The sequence below is a fragment of the Prochlorococcus sp. MIT 1327 genome (genome assembly GCF_047304785.1).
Lineage (GTDB): Bacteria > Cyanobacteriota > Cyanobacteriia > PCC-6307 > Cyanobiaceae > Prochlorococcus > Prochlorococcus marinus_D.
Genome location: NZ_CP138972.1, coordinates 1,292,671 through 1,309,965 on the forward strand (window position 1 = coordinate 1,292,671; position 17,295 = coordinate 1,309,965).

Consider the following 17,295-nt stretch of genomic DNA (forward strand, 5'->3'; position numbering starts at 1 on the left):
TGTGATGAAACTCACAGCTCATGGTGAATGGAATCACAACGTAAATATCTCAAACAAGAAAACCTATTGACGAAGGGTAAGCCCTTTTTAAACGCACATTTATCAATTCAAGAAAATGACTTCGTCAACAAACTTCTTCGACAGCGCAAGACGATGGATGCCATGGCAAGACGCCGAGTCCAAAGCTCTTGACAACCAAGATATTGAGGTTAATACCGATCGGCTCAATATCAGGTCAAGTGCTAATGCAGGCCGCGGTGGCAATGCTCAAGCAACAGGTATTGAAGACAGTAATATTGATTTCACTGGCAATCAAGCCAATGTCAATGCATCTTCTCGCACCAATAGAGGTGACGCAGAAGCTGTTGGTCTTGAAGATTCCAGCCTCGATACAGGCTCTGGAGCTGATCGCCTAAATATCAATGCATCTGCTCGCACCAATAGAGGTGACGCAGAAGCTGTTGGTCTTGAAGATTCCAGCCTTGAAACAGGTTCTGGCGCTGATCGCCTAAACATCAATGCATCTGCGCGCAGCCGTGGTGGTTATGCAGAAGCAGTTGGTCTTGATTCATCAAGCCTCGATACCGGCTCTGGAGATGATCAAGTTGAAATTAATGCTCGCGCCAATGGTGCTGACACCAATGCCTGGGGCATGCGTGATAGCTCACTGGATACAGGTTCTGGTGATGACAACGTTGAAATTAATGCCACTACAAACTCCACTGTTTGGGATCCTGCCTACGGGGCTGAAAACAGCTCCATCGATACAGGTAGTGGTGATGACAGCCTAGAAATCAACGCCAGAGCAACAACAAGATTTGGAGAGGTTCAGGCCTTTGGTCTTAAAGACAGCGATGTCGATACAGGTAGTGGTGATGATGACGTTGAAATCAATGCATCTGCGCGCAGCCGTGGTGGTTATGCAGAAGCAGTTGGTCTTGATTCATCAAGCCTCGATACCGGCTCTGGAGATGATCAAGTTGAAATTAATGCTCGCGCCAATGGTGCTGACACCAATGCCTGGGGCATGCGTGATAGCTCACTGGATACAGGTTCTGGTGATGACAACGTTGAAATTAATGCCACTACAAACTCCACTGTTTGGGATCCTGCCTACGGGGCTGAAAACAGCTCCATCGATACAGGTAGTGGTGATGACAGCCTAGAAATCAACGCCAGAGCAACAACAAGATTTGGAGAGGTTCAGGCCTTTGGTCTTAAAGACAGCGATGTCGATACAGGTAGTGGTGATGATGACGTTGAAATCAATGCATCTGCGCGCAGCTTTGGTAGAGGAGGTGATGCAGAAGCAGTTGGTCTTGATTCATCAAGCCTCGATACCGGCTCTGGAGATGATCAAGTTGAAATTAATGCTCGCGCCAATGGTGGTCACACCAATGCCTGGGGCATGCGTGATAGCTCACTGGATACAGGTTCTGGTGATGACAACGTTGAAATTAATGCCACTACAAACTCCAATGTTTGGGATCCTGCCTACGGGGCTGAAAACAGCTCCATCGATACAGGTAGTGGTGATGACAGCCTAGAAATCAACGCCAGAGCAACAACAAGATTTGGAGAGGTTCAGGCCTTTGGTCTTAAAGACAGCGATGTCGATACAGGTAGTGGTGATGATGACGTTGAAATCAATGCATCTGCGCGCAGCTTTGGTAGAGGAGGTGATGCAGAAGCAGTTGGTCTTGATTCATCAAGCCTCGATACCGGCTCTGGAGATGATCAAGTTGAAATTAATGCTCGCGCCAATGGTGGTCACACCAATGCCTGGGGCATGCGTGATAGCTCACTGGATACAGGTTCTGGTGATGACAACGTTGAAATTAATGCCACTACAAACTCCAATGTTTGGGATCCTGCCTACGGGGCTGAAAACAGCTCCATCGATACAGGTAGTGGTGATGACAGCCTAGAAATCAACGCCAGAGCAACAACAAGATTTGGAGAGGTTCAGGCCTTTGGTCTTAAAGACAGCGATGTCGATACAGGTAGTGGTGATGATGACGTTGAAATCAATGCATCTGCGCGCAGCTTTGGTAGAGGAGGTGATGCAGAAGCAGTTGGTCTTGATTCATCAAGCCTCGATACCGGCTCTGGAGATGATCAAGTTGAAATTAATGCTCGCGCCAATGGTGGTCACACCAATGCCTGGGGCATGCGTGATAGCTCACTGGATACAGGTTCTGGTGATGACAACGTTGAAATTAATGCCACTACAAACTCCAATGTTTGGGATCCTGCCTACGGGGCTGAAAACAGCTCCATCGATACAGGTAGTGGTGATGACAGCCTAGAAATCAACGCCAGAGCAACAACAAGATTTGGAGAGGTTCAGGCCTTTGGTCTTAAAGACAGCGATGTCGATACAGGTAGTGGTGATGATGACGTTGAAATCAATGCATCTGCGCGCAGCTTTGGTAGAGGAGGTGATGCAGAAGCAGTTGGTCTTGATTCATCAAGCCTCGATACCGGCTCTGGAGATGATCAAGTTGAAATTAATGCTCGCGCCAATGGTGGTCACACCAATGCCTGGGGCATGCGTGATAGCTCACTGGATACAGGTTCTGGTGATGACAACGTTGAAATTAATGCCACTACAAACTCCACTGTTTGGGATCCTGCCTACGGGGCTGAAAACAGCTCCATCGATACAGGTAGTGGTGATGACAGCCTAGAAATCAACGCCAGAGCAACAACAAGATTTGGAGAGGTTCAGGCCTTTGGTCTTAAAGACAGCGATGTCGATACAGGTAGTGGTGATGATGACGTTGAAATCAATGCATCTGCGCGCAGCTTTGGTAGAGGAGGTGATGCAGAAGCAGTTGGTCTTGATTCATCAAGCCTCGATACCGGCTCTGGAGATGATCAAGTTGAAATTAATGCTCGCGCCAATGGTGGTCACACCAATGCCTGGGGCATGCGTGATAGCTCACTGGATACAGGTTCTGGTGATGACAACGTTGAAATTAATGCCACTACAAACTCCAATGTTTGGGATCCTGCCTACGGGGCTGAAAACAGCTCCATCGATACAGGTAGTGGTGATGACAGCCTAGAAATCAACGCCAGAGCAACAACAAGATTTGGAGAGGTTCAGGCCTTTGGTCTTAAAGACAGCGATGTCGATACAGGTAGTGGTGATGATGACGTTGAAATCAATGCATCTGCGCGCAGCTTTGGTAGAGGAGGTGATGCAGAAGCAGTTGGTCTTGATTCATCAAGCCTCGATACCGGCTCTGGAGATGATCAAGTTGAAATTAATGCTCGCGCCAATGGTGGTCACACCAATGCCTGGGGCATGCGTGATAGCTCACTGGATACAGGTTCTGGTGATGACAACGTTGAAATTAATGCCACTACAAACTCCAATGTTTGGGATCCTGCCTACGGGGCTGAAAACAGCTCCATCGATACAGGTAGTGGTGATGACAGCCTAGAAATCAACGCCAGAGCAACAACAAGATTTGGAGAGGTTCAGGCCTTTGGTCTTAAAGACAGCGATGTCGATACAGGTAGTGGTGATGATGACGTTGAAATCAATGCATCTGCGCGCAGCTTTGGTAGAGGAGGTGATGCAGAAGCAGTTGGTCTTGATTCATCAAGCCTCGATACCGGCTCTGGAGATGATCAAGTTGAAATTAATGCTCGCGCCAATGGTGGTCACACCAATGCCTGGGGCATGCGTGATAGCTCACTGGATACAGGTTCTGGTGATGACAACGTTGAAATTAATGCCACTACAAACTCCAATGTTTGGGATCCTGCCTACGGGGCTGAAAACAGCTCCATCGATACAGGTAGTGGTGATGACAGCCTAGAAATCAACGCCAGAGCAACAACAAGATTTGGAGAGGTTCAGGCCTTTGGTCTTAAAGACAGCGATGTCGATACAGGTAGTGGTGATGATGACGTTGAAATCAATGCATCTGCGCGCAGCTTTGGTAGAGGAGGTGATGCAGAAGCAGTTGGTCTTGATTCATCAAGCCTCGATACCGGCTCTGGAGATGATCAAGTTGAAATTAATGCTCGCGCCAATGGTGGTCACACCAATGCCTGGGGCATGCGTGATAGCTCACTGGATACAGGTTCTGGTGATGACAACGTTGAAATTAATGCCACTACAAACTCCAATGTTTGGGATCCTGCCTACGGGGCTGAAAACAGCTCCATCGATACAGGTAGTGGTGATGACAGCCTAGAAATCAACGCCAGAGCAACAACAAGATTTGGAGAGGTTCAGGCCTTTGGTCTTAAAGACAGCGATGTCGATACAGGTAGTGGTGATGATGACGTTGAAATCAATGCATCTGCGCGCAGCTTTGGTAGAGGAGGTGATGCAGAAGCAGTTGGTCTTGATTCATCAAGCCTCGATACCGGCTCTGGAGATGATCAAGTTGAAATTAATGCTCGCGCCAATGGTGGTCACACCAATGCCTGGGGCATGCGTGATAGCTCACTGGATACAGGTTCTGGTGATGACAACGTTGAAATTAATGCCACTACAAACTCCAATGTTTGGGATCCTGCCTACGGGGCTGAAAACAGCTCCATCGATACAGGTAGTGGTGATGACAGCCTAGAAATCAACGCCAGAGCAACAACAAGATTTGGAGAGGTTCAGGCCTTTGGTCTTAAAGACAGCGATGTCGATACAGGTAGTGGTGATGATGACGTTGAAATCAATGCATCTGCGCGCAGCTTTGGTAGTGGATATGGCAGTCCGGTCATCGGAGATGCAGAAGCAGTTGGTCTTGATTCATCAAGCCTCGATACCGGCTCTGGAGATGATCAAGTTGAAATTAATGCTCGCGCCAATGGTGGTCACACCAATGCCTGGGGCATGCGTGATAGCTCACTGGATACAGGTTCTGGTGATGACAACGTTGAAATTAATGCCACTACAAACTCCAATGTTTGGGATCCTGCCTACGGGGCTGAAAACAGCTCCATCGATACAGGTAGTGGTGATGACAGCCTAGAAATCAACGCCAGAGCAACAACAAGATTTGGAGAGGTTCAGGCCTTTGGTCTTAAAGACAGCGATGTCGATACAGGTAGTGGTGATGATGACGTTGAAATCAATGCATCTGCTCACACCTTCTGGAGTAATGCAGAAGCAGTTGGTCTTGATTCATCAAGCCTCGATACCGGCTCTGGAGATGATCAAGTTGAAATCAATGCTGATGCTGTTGGTGGTAGCACCAATGCCTGGGGCATGCGTGATAGCTCACTGGATACAGGTTCTGGTGATGACAACGTTGAAATTAATGCCACTACAAACTCCACTGTTTGGGATCCTGCCTACGGGGCTGAAAACAGCTCCATCGATACAGGTAGTGGTGATGACAGCCTAGAAATCAACGCTAATGCGACTGGTTTTGGTCGGGGGTTTGTTGAAGCTATTGGCGCTGTCAAGAGTATCTTTAATTTAGGGAAAGGTGATGATCAAGTTCAAATCAGCGCATCTGCATTCAGCAGTAGTGGAGAAACAAATGTTGTTGGTCTTAAAGACAGCATTATTTACCTAGGTGAAGGAGAGGACTTCGCAAGCATCAAGGGAGGAACAGTAAATAGCACAATCCTGGGTGCTAGTGGCGATGATATTGTCCAACTTTATGGTGAAAATACCTTCAACGCCGTATTCGATGGCGGAGATGGTGAAGATGAACTAGAGGTACATGGTGGTTATGGAATCACCTACATCACAGGTGCTGGTTCCGACAAACTTATCTTTACTGTGGATTACTACAATAGTCTGTTTAGTAATTCATGGTTAAGTGCCGAACCCTTGCCATCGCCTGTTGGAATAGATCCAGTCCCATTCCCAGGTCCTGCAGGTGAGGATTTGGTTGCCGAAATAACTTTACCTACTGTTCCTGAATTCACAACTGATCTGATTATAGATATTGTGAATGAGACCATTGCTGATTCCGTCCCATCGTTCAGCTCCAACACTCCTTTAATCATTACCGATTTCGAGGTTGGCGATCATGGTGATAGCCTCAACTTCGACGAGCTACTGAATAATCTGGCTATAAATTATGACGGTTCAAATGCATTCTCTAGCGGTTATGTCAGCCTGATGCAGGATGGAGATGACACAATCGTAAGCTTCGATGTGGATGGCATCGCAGGCGATGAGTCGAGCGTTGTTCTTAGCACGCTTCAGAATGTAGACATGGCTCTATTTGGCAACAATAATGTTGATTCTGAGGTGGATATTCAAGTAATAATTCCAACCGGTGAAAATACTGAATTGGAAGTGCTTGAAGCTGATTTGATCATTAATCAGCCTATCGAAGAAGTAGCAACATCAATTGTCGGAATTGATGTTGAGCCAGTTGAACATGGTTTCGATTCAATCACTAATATTGCGGTTGAATCAACAACAATTTCTGTTGAGACATCTAGTCAAGGCACTGCAGTCAACAACCTTTGGACAGCATCAACAACTTTTGAAGAAGGTGTCTTCACAGTTGTTGAGGCTTCCCCGGAAGTAGAGGCAATCATGGCTGGAACAGCATCGACTCTAGAAACTACGTCATCAGGCTCTAATCCAATCATGATTGCTGAACCGATGGCAACCTCTGGACAATCATTAGGAGGTGCAACAGATGAATTGGTAGTTTAAGGCTTTCTGTAGTAAACAGAGCAGGGTAATCTTGATTCTACAAGGCTTGAGAAGACTCAGTCTCTGAATAAGTAGAAAAGTTTCTAGCTATAGATGTCTTGACCAACAAGGCATCTATTTTTATGCTAATTTTAAAAAGTAAAAACAAGCAAATTGGCGACAAAGTCTATAGCTATTGAGCCAAGTCTATGCTTGTCTATATGACTTGTGAAATTGAATAATGAATGCAAGATGCATTGAGTTAGCAAAGGTATCGTAAATATTTTCATCTTTTCTGTCTATATCAATAACGAGATGTTGCATTCTCTGATGGTACCCCTGAAATAGCAAGTGCAGCAAAAATACCTCCAAGAAATCCACTAGCGTGCCCGATCCAGCTGACTCCAGCTGGAGAAACTCCAGGGATTAAAGCAGTTAAATAATTGCCAAAAAGAATCAGGCAGATTATTGATAGAATAATCGCCCAGAGACTGCTCTCAAGAAAACCGATTAGCAGGAGATAACCAAGCAGTCCATAAATAACGCCCGACATGCCATGACTGCCCCTAGGCCAAAATAACCAAACAGGTATTTCCATCACAACAACAGCGATCAAAACAGCAATGTAATCACGATAGCCCTTGGTTAGCACCAACCAGCTCAAAGGCAAAAACATAATTGTGTTAGAGATCAGATGGCCAAAACCTGCATGGCTAAATGGAGCTGTAAGTAGACCCCACCAAGGCAGACCAGGCCCTAATGGCAGGTTCCAACTCCCCGAAAAAAATAGCTGATCAATACTTTCCTGCAGCCAAGCAATCCCCACAATGATGAGAGGGAGCAATAACCGAAATGTCAGTATCTGCTTACGTTTGGTTTGGTTCACTCAAGATGCTTTGAAATGACAATTGCATGATTCACTATTTTATTGTGCTGCAACTCCCCTACAACTCCATTAAGACATCGCAGTAATCAGCAGAGGTGCAGATCAATAACGTGTGATCAAAGCTGATCTTCCCTGACATTTCGACCTAAGAACGGTTCTCCAGCAGGCTTGAAAGACCGCGTTACCAGTGATGAATCGACATTGCCAAGGCAAAAATCCAAGCATTTTAAAGCTAGAGCATTGATCAAACAACAGCGTTCTATATATATTTTCGCTAGACCTTGTGCAATCTTCAGCAAATCGACATGGGCATCAAGCTGGCCATCAGTGGAGCCTCTGGCAAAACCGGCTATCGAGTTGCCGAGGAAGCCCTAAAGGAAGGGAATCAGGTGCGCCTGTTGCTTCGTCCAAGCTCCCTTTTGCCCGACAATTTGAGCCAATGCGATCTACGGCGCTTGTCATTGGCAGATGAAACAGCCCTCGATCAAGCACTTGAAGGCTGCGACGCGCTTGTGCTCGCAACAGGAGCCAGACCCTCTGCAGATCTAACCGGCCCTGCGCGGGTGGATGCCTTAGGAGTAAGACAGCAAATCGCCAGTTGCCAAAGGGTTGGCGTCAAAAGGGTTGTTCTGGTTAGTTCGCTCTGTGCCGGACGATGGCTGCATCCACTCAACCTTTTTGGTCTGATCTTGGTTTGGAAACGTCTAGGAGAACAGGCACTTGAGCAAAGCGGTCTCGATTGGACTGTGATCAGACCAGGTGGCCTGAACGATCGAGAAGAGAACCTGGAGAAAGAAGGGATCCTTTATACAGCGGCCGATTGTCAGGAAGACGCTAGAATTCCAAGAAGATTAGTTGCGCGTTGCTGTATCGAAGCCCTCAAGACTCCTTCGTCAATTGGCCGCATTATTGAGGTCACGAGCAACCCTGATCTGAAGCTAATCACAATGCAACAAGCACTTAAAAATATCAATGCTCTGGCGTCATAGTGTCGTCATATGAGGAGTGTCTGGTCATGAACACCAATGCCAAAATTGATGCCTTGCAGCTGATGCTTACCGACCTGCGCACTCGTAACGAACCCATTCGTCACAAGGCGGCATTTCGAGGCTGCCAACCTGAGTTTCAGGCACTTGTTACCAAGCTGATTGAACAACTTGAAAGCGAACTTCTTGAGGAGAAAAAACGTAAAAGAAACCATAGTAACCATGCATCTGGCTCTTGATACCTACCAGTGGTTAAGCCTAATTAATCAGCATTGGATCACAACATATTGGCTTCTAAACGAGAAAAAATATAGGCCAACGGAACAGGCAGATTTCTAAAGGAATTGATTAGCCCCCCACTTCTAATGATTGGGAAAAGACCAGTTAATTGAATCTAGTGATTTGATCACTTGCTGACCAAGCCAACGGCACTACGAGCTTTGTCGAGAATTTTGCCTTGAAGGGGAACGAAGCCCAAACCATCAGCTTGCGCCTGAGCCTCATCACTCAACATGTAGTCAAAGGTTGTTTTAAGAGCATCAAGGTTGCTGCCATTACCAGTTTTGTATGCCAACAACCAGGTGAGAGTGGCAATCGGATAAGCCCCTTTGGCTGTGGGATTTGGATTGGTACCAGCGAGATTGGCGTCTAACTGGATGCCATTGAGGGCAGCAGCTCCTGTATTCACACTTGGCTTGAGGAATTCGCCAGAGAGATTTTCAAGTGCAGCAGCTTTGACATCGCCTTTGATGAATGACTGATTCACGTAACCGATCGCGCCTGGTGTATTTGTAATCACACCAGCAACACCTGAATTCCCTTTAGCGCCTACCCCTGTTGGCCATTCCACTGATTTCCCGGTTCCCAGGGTCCATTGTTGAGAAAAGGCCTGCATGGAATTGGTAAATGCCTTGGTGGTGCCAGAGCCATCAGAGCGATGCACCCAAGTGATCTTGCCTGCAGGGCAATTGAGCTGATCCCAATCAGTGATGCTGCCAAGAGCAACTTCAACCGCTTGCTTTTGGGTCAACTTCAGACCGCAGTCTCGGTTGTAGCCAAAGGCGATGGTGCCTCCCACCATGGGAATTTGCACCAAGCCACGCTGAACCTTGTCAATATCTTCTTGCTTCATCGGATCATCCGATGCCGCGAAGCTCACGGTCTGATCAATGAAGGCTTTACGACCAGATCCAGAGCCAACAGCCTGATAGTTGACCTGCGGCCCCCCAGCCTTGGCCAGCTCAGAGAACCAACGGGTATAGATCTTTGCAGGGAAAGTGGCACCAGCTCCGCTGAGCCGTGCGGATGACCCTGAGGTGCCTGAGGTGCTGCAAGCCGTGATGCCAACACCGAGAACAACCACAGAAAGGAGCAAAAGGGCCTTCTTTGAGAACGACATGGGGCCCCTGAAGGATTTCATCAACCCATAACTAGATAAGAAATGCCCTTTGATGGGAAAAAGTCAGCAATTGACTAGGAGATCTTGATGAATCGGTTAGTGGTTAAGGGAGATAAGAACGTTCTACCCAGTAGAACCCTTTTCTTTGCTCTAGGCAAAAACCCAGCAACTGAACTATCAAAGGGAGATTCCTGCCCCCTTGCTTAGCCAAGCAAGGCTTAGCCTTGATCTGCAAAGATCAACAAGGAGTTGGTCTTTCGGTGAATATTTGAATTAATAACAGCTTCTATCCAAAAGAGCTCAATGCCCATTTGATCACCAACAATGGTTGGCGTTGATACCTGCTTCTGATGCGTAGGCTACTTTCAGCTCTCCTTGCTATCACCGTATGCTTTGCAGCTCCTTCTTGGGTGATGGCTGCTGACTCGGCCCATGGCGGACAAGTCTTCTCGTCTACCTGTGCCGCATGCCACGCTGGTGGCGGTAACATCGTAGATCCTGCAAAGACCCTTCAAAAAGCCGCCCTAGAAGCAACCTTAAGCAACTACGGCTCAGGGCATGAAGAAGCAATTGTTGCCCAGGTCACCAACGGTAAAGGCGGCATGCCTTCTTTTGCAGACGTCCTCAGTGCAGCAGATATAGCTGATGTAGCAGCCTATGTTGAAGCCCAAGCCAGCAGTGGTTGGTAGTTAAAAGTCAAACAATCGATTCAAATCCTTCAGTCAAGTCTGGTTTATTAACCAGCTTGATTGAAGGATTTTTTTTAGCCCAACTCCAAGCAGGCCAAACCATAAACCTCGTCTAAAGGAATAGATGGTTGTTCTCCGCGATACATGCGCAAAGTTTGAGAAACAGCCCTGAAGCCAAGTCGTTTCAGCAGGGGCTCTGCCGAAGAGTTTCCTCCAGGTGCGTCCAAGATCACCACACCTGGATGGCGTTGGATCAAACGCTTCAACAACAGCTCCGCGAGTTGCGGACTATCAGCCAATAGCGGCCCAATCCGCCAGCCTTCGCCATCACGTAATAAACAAGGCCGGATCCTGCCAAATCCATGGCAACAATCGTTGCCATCTACCAGGGCCAACACATTACCGGCAGGATGGTGAAGCCAATCGGAAAGGAAGTGAGGGCGGGGGCTGGGTTCACGTATGGCGTCATAAGACTGCACAGCCATCGCGGGAATCGAATCACCCTCAAGCAGTTGCAACCCTTCGCCATTGGAATAGTCATCGTCGTCAATCAGGTTGCCATCACAAATCCTTTGCCAGCGAGTTGTCGGCGATGAAATTGCAAAACCCCATCCGGCATAGTCGTCAATTCGATCGTACGCAGCCTCTAAACCAACGCAAGGAAGATCAACGAGATGCTCGAGAGCATGTTCCCATAGCTCAACTCCATACCCATGACCTCGATGCTCCGGAATGACAAGGAACAATCCAATGAAGCCATAGGCGGCGTTGTAGCGAACTCCAGCAATGCAACCGACAGGCTGATTGCCAAGCCAACCCACCCATAATCCCTGACGGTCGGTATGACGATAAATACTTACATCACCAACACCAGGAGCAAAACCCTCTGCCCTGGCCCATTGCGTAACCATAGCGATGTCATTGTGTTGCAGCGGCCGGATCTTTAGCAGCGAGGCCATAACGGAGCAATTAACGAGATGTTTTTCAGGACCAAGCTTTTTGAGATTGATCCAATGATGGGGCGTGATCTTTAAAGATTGAGATCCATCAGGATGAGATTTAATCCTGTTCCGAAAGTTGCTGCTGAATCTGCTGGCGATAGATCGCTGGGGCTAGCACGAGAAACAAGCCCCACCATCCGATCACGCCTATAGCGATCAGAACAGTAAACCAAAGCAGATTGGGCCACCACCAGCTGACAGCGACAAAAGCAACACCTGTGAGCAGAATGCTCCAGGGTTGACACCACCAGGGTTTTTCATCCCAAAAGCTTGCTGTAGTTGCTTTGCCTTGATCACTACTCATCGCAGTGTCTCTAGTTGGCCAGAAGCATGCATTTTCGATAGTTCATCGTAACCGCCAATCAACTCACCATCGATGAACACCTGAGGGAAAGTATTGAGCTCACTACGCTGATTGAACGCCTTGAAAGAGGCATCATTGTCGATGCTCTTAACGGTGTGCGGAATGGAAAGAGAACCAAGCATCCGCAGAGCTCTGGTCGACCAAGGGCAACCAGGCAGAACAGCAATTTCCACCCTTGGTGTCTGAGAAGGATCAGAAGGCTCTTGTGGGAGAGACTGATCCAATAAACCCACCAACAGATCAGCACCCTTGAGCACAAGGGTTCCTGGTTCAAGATGGCCACCCCATACCTGACAGGCACTATCAGAGAGGCTTAGATGCAGATGCACACTATTGGGAGAAACTGTGCCATTCAGAGTGATGATCTCCAAGTTTCCCTCGAGGACAGTAGGCCCTGACTGACCAGGACACTGAAATGCTGCACGCGAAAGATTGCCAACCACACCAAGAACAAAACCTGAGCTGTTCTGTTCCTGAGCTATTTTCTGAAGGCTTATCAGTAGGTCGCTGCCTGGAGCAAGCTTCAATGGCAGCGATCGCATGGAGTTCTCCTTCGAGAAAGCAGAGATTAAGAAGTCAACAGTAAATACCGGTCCTCAGAGCTGATCGATAGACGACTCGAAGATTGCCATAGAGAGCTTGTGGGCATGAATGGCAAGTTATTGCTGAACTATTGATGCCAAGCTAAGACGTCAAAGTGTCGTCACTGCAGAACCCAATGGCCGATCTGCAAGAGCGCCAACGATTCTCTCAAGAGGCTCCAAGTGCAGCAATGGTGGCCGATTCTGCTCAGTCGGAACGCCTCAATGTGACCCTGCCGGCGGGTTTGATGAATCGGCTCAAGCAGCATGCCCTTGCAGAAAGCCGTAGCTGTAGCAGCCTTGCCTCGTTCTTGATTGAAGATGGACTGCGTCGTCATCGTCAGTTAGACGGGTGACGACCAGTTCTACTAAATAGCGAGGATCTTGACTGTTTAGATGCTGACGTAAGTGCAGTATTAGAAGGTTGACTAAATAGTGTTATTGGTTCGTCTTTGCTGCATTGATGAGTTGGAGGGGCGGTTTACTGGATGTTTATAGTCTCAATCTCTATGAAAATAATATTGAGACAAAAGTATCTTTGTAGCTTCTGCGGCAATGATTTGTTTCGAATCTTTTAAGTCGATCGTTGATCGACTTAGTTATCCAGTGTAAAATGGTTCTAATTAAATACTGTATCTATGGAGAGTCAATGTAGGCAGCGCTTATTAATTTTATAAGTTGATCTGAATACACATGCTCTTAGCCTCTGTCAACGTGGGGATCTGCCAAGTTGTTATTTTGTCCTCCGTAATGCATCTGACCAGTCAGAAAGGATGTCGTCTAGCCATCGGTGCTTATCCAGCTTTTAGTTATGACGCTAGAGGTGGAGGTGGAGACGGCCTGCTAGGGCCTTTAAATCAAGATGGGCTGAGAAGTCTTCGCTTTGATCCAAAAAACCTGATCATTCCTGCTCTCAGCTGGCGCACAACACAGATACTTGGCTTGCCAATGCCTCCTGGTTTGAACATCAGCATTACAACCCAAAAGCTTGAAGGGTCTTTCGCGCCCGATAGTGGTGAACTATCACTTCAGTTTAAAGCGCAATTCTGTTTCACAGTTGGCAGTTGGCTCACTGCTCCTGATCTGACTGTGAACACATGCCTCAGCAGTGGAAAGGTTGAGAGTCAGCGCCATCATGTACAAGGACAGGCACTTGATGCGGATGGCAATGCCGTGCTTGTGGGCGTCGCCATCGTGCCACTCAGTGGAGCCGCATGGCTGGATCAATTTTTGGGACTACCCGATGAAGCGCTAGCAGTGCTGAGGTGTCAGCTGCAAAACTAAATGTTTGTGAGTATTAGATCAGAGGAATTATTTCAAAAGCCTGTCGCTTATCGCTTTAACTTGATGACTTCGTTCAAGACGAAGGAGTTCAATATTAATCAAACGTTCCAATTGACTATCACTAGGCACGACAAATCCATAGGTCTGAAGGGAAAGCCTAAAAGGTGCTAATGTTAGAGATTTGTCTGGATTGTTTTTCATATAATAACTCAAGATAGGTGTGTCTGAGATCACTCCTGAGACTTTATTTCTCTTGATTAGATGAATGGCTTCCTTAAGGGTTGGTACTGGAAACGGCCGTGCACCATATGATTTGGCTAAAGATACACTTGTGGTGCCAGTAACTACACCAATTAATTCACCAGCCAAATCCGATGGTTTCATGACCCCAGGCAATTGCGTCTGAGATAGCGAGACGGTAAATGCCGAAGCTAATCCTGCAGTAATTGTCGACACTGATACTAGCGAAATTAACATCCAGACCCCTGCTATAGACCTTCCTGCTTTCGTTAAAGGTGCACGGTCTCCGTAACCTACGGTTGTGAGTGTAACCAAGGCAAACCAAATCCCATTCCCTAGACCCTTTATATATTGAGGTGGAAAATGTTCAGGGTTGCGTTTTCGCTCTGCAAGCCAAATCAGATTGCCTACACAGAAAAGTGTAAAGAGCAAGAAAGTGATAGAAGACAAAGCAGCGACACCGAAGAGAGGCTTGATCCTTTCCCACAGTCCGGGTGGCTGTGATGGTACTAAAACACCCTCCTCTGCATAGAAATAAGGTTGCGTGAATTCAATCCCATTTCTTGCTACTCGATCTGGCGTAATGCTGATAGGCCCGATGGCTAAATCAATCTTTCCATCAGCCACCGCCTTGATGTTCGAATCTATGTTGGGATATGGAATGAGAAAGTATTCAAGCTTCTCTGCATTAGCAATTTGTCGCCAAACTTCAACACTAATTCCCTCATATACACCAGCTTTCTTGTCCACAAATGGTGGCGAACCACTCACTCCAACCTTCAAAGCCATTGCCTGAAGGGGAGACGGAGTCGCCATGACAATCAAGGCAGCAACGGAGAGCCGTCTCTTTAAATTCATGCCGCCCATCAATCGCCTATACACGAACTGAAAAGCCCATCTCACCTAAGGCTGCCATAGGAATGCGTACGATTCTTATCCACACCACTACGACAAGAAAGGTTGTAAGACCAGTCTGAGCAAGAACTTCATAGGAGAGACAAGCAACAGCTTATTTCTGTTCAAGGCGACGAACGATCAAAATCATTGCCAGAACGGATCCAACCAGGGCACTAATCAGAAAAAGAGTCATCTAGAAGCTACGAATTCAAAGCTCATCTTAGATTGCGATCAACAGCCCTGATGAGCGGTTTGCTATTTCCTTTTGTAAGCCTTAAGTGCTTGCAAGTTTTGCAGATGGTTTCCTCACGCAACCACAACCTTTGAATAAGACAGCATCAGACGGCGTAACTAGGTCAAACAGATTGATCGCGTTTCGATGGCATGACAAAGCCAGCCAAGCCAAATTCTTCCCTAAGCAATATTGATGTTGCTAGGAATAGAAAACGGATGCAGCAAAAATACGGCTAACAAGCATTGACTATGAAAAGGCTTGAAAGGGATCAAAATTCAGTCCAGAAAGCCCTTTTGGAATCATGAGAAGGTAATAAATTCTGGTAGAGAAGGTTTGAAGCTCGAACGTTTTTGCCTGTTTCATTTTTGAGTAAGAAGCCATTCACTAACGACTTCTTTCATCTAGGGAGTTGACGGGAAGCCATTGATGCAGTGAGCTTTAGCTGAATTTGCTGATGGTGAAGGTAGCCATTTTTTTACTTGCCCCGAACGAAAACAGCTACAACCAAAGCAAAGGCAGCCCCACTTAGACGTGCTGGTCGCACAGCCTCTCCGCCAAGGCGGCGACGGCGGCCTCAGCGTAGGAGATCTCAGCTATACAAACGCTTACTTGTGATTGGGTTGCCGCTCACTGTTTTTGCTGGTCTTGTGGCTCTGGCTCCGAAAGCACCCGAACGCTTTAACCCAAGTCAAGTCGTCCCAGAGAGCATTAAGAGACAAGTGAATGCTCCCTTTCGCTATCGACCAAACGATGATGTGTACGCACTCGATTTTGATCCACGTAAAGTGAAGTTCGGCCTTCTTGAAGGCTGGGATAGAGAACAGGACGCTTTCCAGGACTCCTCTTCACTGGCATTTGTCTCTGGTCCGATGTATGAGCGGCATGTCGACATTGGTGGCCAAGAGATCACAGTTCCCCTTGGAGATCTCAAGTTGGGTCAACGCGTCTGGAGAAGTCGTAACCGCGCTGCCTCCATCCAACGCGCCTACATAGGCATTCGCTACAACGGCAGAGTTGACTTCGGTTACGGAGAACTAACAGTCAATCGTGCCTCCACCTACGACACCTTTATCGGTGGACTACATAGCATTTACAACGATCTGGAAGCGCCTCCTCCTCGCTACAAGGGCGCATACAGCATCAGCATGGGCCAGCGGATCCGCTACTACCTTCCTCGCATCAGGATGATCATGGGCCTGCGACAAGACGGGCGTATAGAGGTATTAATGAGCAGAGATGGGTTAACCCTTGAACAGAGCAAGGATTTAGCCCGCAGCCGTGGCCTTGTGGCGGCTTACATGCCAGACCATGCCTCCAAGAGTCGTTTGATCATTCCAGGCGTCAAGGGCTTTACGGAGGATGACGCCAATTGGATCAGCGGTGGTGTCACAAGCTTTGTGCATGTTCCCTATCTCCTGAGGCTCAGTGAACGGCGCTTCCAACTTCAGGGCACCTTGGCAGCCTCTCTCAGCCCCAGGATTGATGGGGCGCAAGACTGCAATGGAGTTAATTGCCAACAATGGCCGGGCGGAAGACTGTTCGACAGGGCCCTAGCTGGATTGAATCGATTGATCGAGCAAGGTGTGGAGCCCATCGCCAGGATGGTCTGGGCGCCCAAGCCCGGCACTACCATTCCCAGCGATAGCCAAAGCACTTTTCTGGCTCGTAATAGTGATCGAGCTCCTTTACGGGAACCGCCGATTACGGCAGATCCACTGGTATTGCTCGAAACGCCCGAAAAGTTCGATTCACCTTCGAATCTTCAAGATAACGATCCCTTGAGAACGGATCTGGAATGGGGCACCCCCCTGCTTCCACCTGATCTGCCACCACCTTTGTTGCTTCGGGAAGGCGAGGCCCTGCCTCCAGCCCAGGAGATCCATCAACGAAGAGACCCGATCCATGACAATCCAGCCGAAATCGAGCCTCCCCCACTGATCGGAACTCCACCACTACCGCTATTACCTCCACCACCGCTGTCTGCATCAGAGGTAGGACTGATCAATTAACAGTTCAATCAATCGTTTTCATGGCAGGCTCCTACCTATAAGGACTTGCCAATTTGAATCGTGTTCAATTCCCTACGCCTCAAGATTGGCTATTGCATA

13 protein-coding genes are annotated in these 17,295 nt (G+C 47.7%); 7 read left to right on the forward strand and 6 right to left on the reverse strand.

Annotation, left to right across the window (positions count from 1 at the left end; genetic code table 11):
• Positions 1 to 115: 115 nt before the first annotated feature.
• Positions 116 to 6,646: a beta strand repeat-containing protein gene (locus tag SIB80_RS06340; RefSeq protein WP_413681530.1), complete on the forward strand. Its 6,531-nt coding sequence runs from the start codon at positions 116 to 118 to the stop codon at positions 6,644 to 6,646.
• 283 nt (positions 6,647 to 6,929) lie between these two features.
• Here the strand turns inward: SIB80_RS06340 and SIB80_RS06345 are convergent, their stop codons facing one another.
• Positions 6,930 to 7,469: a rhomboid family intramembrane serine protease gene (locus tag SIB80_RS06345; protein WP_370520965.1), complete on the reverse strand. Its 540-nt coding sequence runs from the start codon at positions 7,467 to 7,469 to the stop codon at positions 6,930 to 6,932.
• Between the two features lie 347 nt (positions 7,470 to 7,816).
• Here SIB80_RS06345 and SIB80_RS06350 point away from each other — a divergent pair, with 347 nt between their 5' ends.
• Together SIB80_RS06350 and SIB80_RS06355 are read left to right on the forward strand one after the other, a co-directional pair.
• The gene (locus SIB80_RS06350) at positions 7,817 to 8,500 is read left to right on the forward strand and encodes an SDR family oxidoreductase (protein ID WP_063420326.1); all 684 of its coding nucleotides are present in this window, start codon (positions 7,817 to 7,819) and stop codon (positions 8,498 to 8,500) included.
• Positions 8,501 to 8,526: 26 nt separating this feature from the next.
• Positions 8,527 to 8,736: a hypothetical protein gene (locus SIB80_RS06355; protein ID WP_063420056.1), complete on the forward strand. Its 210-nt coding sequence runs from the start codon at positions 8,527 to 8,529 to the stop codon at positions 8,734 to 8,736.
• Positions 8,737 to 8,903: 167 nt separating this feature from the next.
• Here the strand turns inward: SIB80_RS06355 and pstS are convergent, their stop codons facing one another.
• Complete coding sequence (pstS, locus tag SIB80_RS06360; protein ID WP_063420057.1) at positions 8,904 to 9,896, reverse strand: phosphate ABC transporter substrate-binding protein PstS; 993 nt, start codon at positions 9,894 to 9,896, stop codon at positions 8,904 to 8,906.
• A 350-nt stretch (positions 9,897 to 10,246) separates the two neighbouring features.
• Between pstS and SIB80_RS06365 the strand changes: the two genes are divergently transcribed.
• Positions 10,247 to 10,585, forward strand: coding sequence for a c-type cytochrome (locus tag SIB80_RS06365; protein ID WP_011129888.1), 339 nt, complete (start codon positions 10,247 to 10,249; stop codon positions 10,583 to 10,585).
• Positions 10,586 to 10,659: 74 nt separating this feature from the next.
• On the opposite strand, the gene SIB80_RS06370 is transcribed toward SIB80_RS06365, so the two are convergent.
• From SIB80_RS06370 to SIB80_RS06380, 3 genes are all read right to left on the reverse strand, one after another.
• Positions 10,660 to 11,544 carry a GNAT family N-acetyltransferase gene (locus SIB80_RS06370; RefSeq protein ID WP_063420059.1) on the reverse strand — a complete coding sequence of 295 codons (885 nt, stop codon included), beginning with the start codon at positions 11,542 to 11,544 and terminating at the stop codon, positions 10,660 to 10,662.
• 100 nt (positions 11,545 to 11,644) lie between these two features.
• The gene (locus SIB80_RS06375; protein WP_063420061.1) at positions 11,645 to 11,890 is read right to left on the reverse strand and encodes a DUF6737 family protein; all 246 of its coding nucleotides are present in this window, start codon (positions 11,888 to 11,890) and stop codon (positions 11,645 to 11,647) included.
• Positions 11,887 to 12,492: a PCC domain-containing protein gene (locus tag SIB80_RS06380; protein WP_063403836.1), complete on the reverse strand. Its 606-nt coding sequence runs from the start codon at positions 12,490 to 12,492 to the stop codon at positions 11,887 to 11,889. Before SIB80_RS06380 ends, SIB80_RS06375 begins: the two co-directional genes overlap by 4 nt.
• 176 nt (positions 12,493 to 12,668) lie before the next feature.
• Between SIB80_RS06380 and SIB80_RS06385 the strand changes: the two genes are divergently transcribed.
• Together SIB80_RS06385 and SIB80_RS06390 are read left to right on the forward strand one after the other, a co-directional pair.
• Entirely contained in the window at positions 12,669 to 12,887 is a 219-nt protein-coding gene (locus SIB80_RS06385) for a ribbon-helix-helix domain-containing protein (protein ID WP_205909704.1), read from the forward strand.
• A 337-nt stretch (positions 12,888 to 13,224) separates the two neighbouring features.
• Complete coding sequence (locus SIB80_RS06390; RefSeq protein WP_169189819.1) at positions 13,225 to 13,815, forward strand: hypothetical protein; 591 nt, start codon at positions 13,225 to 13,227, stop codon at positions 13,813 to 13,815.
• Positions 13,816 to 13,842: 27 nt separating this feature from the next.
• Here the strand turns inward: SIB80_RS06390 and SIB80_RS06395 are convergent, their stop codons facing one another.
• Positions 13,843 to 14,871 (reverse strand): transporter substrate-binding domain-containing protein, encoded by a 1,029-nt coding sequence (locus SIB80_RS06395; protein ID WP_240953194.1) that lies wholly within the window; start codon positions 14,869 to 14,871, stop codon positions 13,843 to 13,845.
• Positions 14,872 to 15,666: 795 nt separating this feature from the next.
• Here SIB80_RS06395 and SIB80_RS06400 point away from each other — a divergent pair.
• Positions 15,667 to 17,196, forward strand: coding sequence for a hypothetical protein (locus SIB80_RS06400; RefSeq protein ID WP_063420065.1), 1,530 nt, complete (start codon positions 15,667 to 15,669; stop codon positions 17,194 to 17,196).
• The last annotated feature ends 99 nt before the right edge of the window (positions 17,197 to 17,295 follow it).

What these genes read in the sequence shown, in the direction of transcription:
- SIB80_RS06340 (WP_413681530.1), top strand. Translation starts at nt 116, where the DNA reads ATGACTTCGTCAACAAACTTCTTCGACAGCGCAAGACGATGGATGCCA.
- SIB80_RS06350 (WP_063420326.1), top strand. Translation starts at nt 7,817, where the DNA reads ATGGGCATCAAGCTGGCCATCAGTGGAGCCTCTGGCAAAACCGGCTAT.
- SIB80_RS06355 (WP_063420056.1), top strand. Translation starts at nt 8,527, where the DNA reads ATGAACACCAATGCCAAAATTGATGCCTTGCAGCTGATGCTTACCGAC.
- pstS (WP_063420057.1), bottom strand. Translation starts at nt 9,896, where the DNA reads ATGTCGTTCTCAAAGAAGGCCCTTTTGCTCCTTTCTGTGGTTGTTCTC.
- SIB80_RS06365 (WP_011129888.1), top strand. Translation starts at nt 10,247, where the DNA reads ATGCGTAGGCTACTTTCAGCTCTCCTTGCTATCACCGTATGCTTTGCA.
- SIB80_RS06370 (WP_063420059.1), bottom strand. Translation starts at nt 11,544, where the DNA reads ATGGCCTCGCTGCTAAAGATCCGGCCGCTGCAACACAATGACATCGCT.
- SIB80_RS06375 (WP_063420061.1), bottom strand. Translation starts at nt 11,890, where the DNA reads ATGAGTAGTGATCAAGGCAAAGCAACTACAGCAAGCTTTTGGGATGAA.
- SIB80_RS06380 (WP_063403836.1), bottom strand. Translation starts at nt 12,492, where the DNA reads ATGCGATCGCTGCCATTGAAGCTTGCTCCAGGCAGCGACCTACTGATA.
- SIB80_RS06385 (WP_205909704.1), top strand. Translation starts at nt 12,669, where the DNA reads ATGGCCGATCTGCAAGAGCGCCAACGATTCTCTCAAGAGGCTCCAAGT.
- SIB80_RS06390 (WP_169189819.1), top strand. Translation starts at nt 13,225, where the DNA reads ATGCTCTTAGCCTCTGTCAACGTGGGGATCTGCCAAGTTGTTATTTTG.
- SIB80_RS06395 (WP_240953194.1), bottom strand. Translation starts at nt 14,871, where the DNA reads ATGGCGACTCCGTCTCCCCTTCAGGCAATGGCTTTGAAGGTTGGAGTG.